This window comes from Kitasatospora sp. NPDC018058 (assembly GCF_044327205.1).
Classification (GTDB): Bacteria; Actinomycetota; Actinomycetes; order Streptomycetales; family Streptomycetaceae; genus Kitasatospora.
Genome location: NZ_JBIRFA010000158.1, coordinates 222 through 1,056, shown reverse-complemented (window position 1 = coordinate 1,056; position 835 = coordinate 222). Strand labels below are relative to the sequence as shown.

Sequence of the window (835 nt, the reverse complement as noted above, 5' to 3'; positions counted from 1 at the left end):
CGGCCGCCCTGTCCTGGGCTGAACCGGCCCTGGCGGCAGGGACCGTACGGCCCTGTCCGGCGGCTCGCGGCGGGCGGACAGTGGAGGCGGGACCACCCGAGGAGGAGTGAGGACGATGCAGCACCGCAGCGTCAAGGACGTGATGACCCGAGAGGTCGTCACCGCCGGGCCCGACATGCCGTTCAAGGGGATCGCGGCGCTGTTCCACCGCAACGACATCACCGCCGTCCCGGTGATCGACGACCAGGGCCGCCCGCTCGGCATGGTCTCCGAGGCCGACCTGATCCGCAAGGAAGCCGTGCTGCCCGACCCCGAGGGCCGCTACCCGGGCCGCTGGCTGGACGCCAAGGACCGCGCCCGTGCCGAGGCCGAGACCGCGGGCGGGCTGATGACCAGCCCCGCCGTCACCGCCCGTCCGGGGTGGTCGGTGCCCGAGGCCGCCCGCGCCATGGACAAGCACAAGGTCAAGCGGCTGCCCGTGGTGGACGAGGTCGGCCGCCTGGTCGGCATCGTCAGCCGCCGGGACCTGCTGGAGGTCTTCCTCCGCCATGACGCGGCCATCCGGGACGAGATCAACCACGACGTGCTCGGCCAGACCCTCTGGCTCGCCCCCTGTGACGTCCAGGTGGCCGTGGACGAAGGCGTGGTGACGATGAAGGGGCGGCTGCCGCGTCGGAGCCTGGTCCCGATCGCCGAGCAGCTGTGCCGTGGGGGGGGGGGGGGGGGGGGGGGGCCCCCCCCCCCCCCCCCCGCCGCCGGCCCCACCCCCCCCCCCCCCCCCCCCCCCCCCCCCCCCCCCCCCCCCCCCCCCCCCCCCCCCCCCCCCCCCCCCCCC

The 835-nt window shown here is 76.9% G+C and carries 1 protein-coding gene (running past one end of the window); it reads left to right on the top strand.

Annotation, left to right across the window (positions count from 1 at the left end):
• The first annotated feature begins 115 nt into the window (after positions 1-115).
• Positions 116-835, top strand: partial view of a CBS domain-containing protein gene (locus tag ACH4E7_RS45700; RefSeq protein ID WP_396255141.1) — the 5' portion only. The gene runs 180 nt beyond the window's last position; the window shows 720 of its 900 coding nt (coding positions 1-720); its start codon is at positions 116-118; the stop codon falls past the right edge of the window.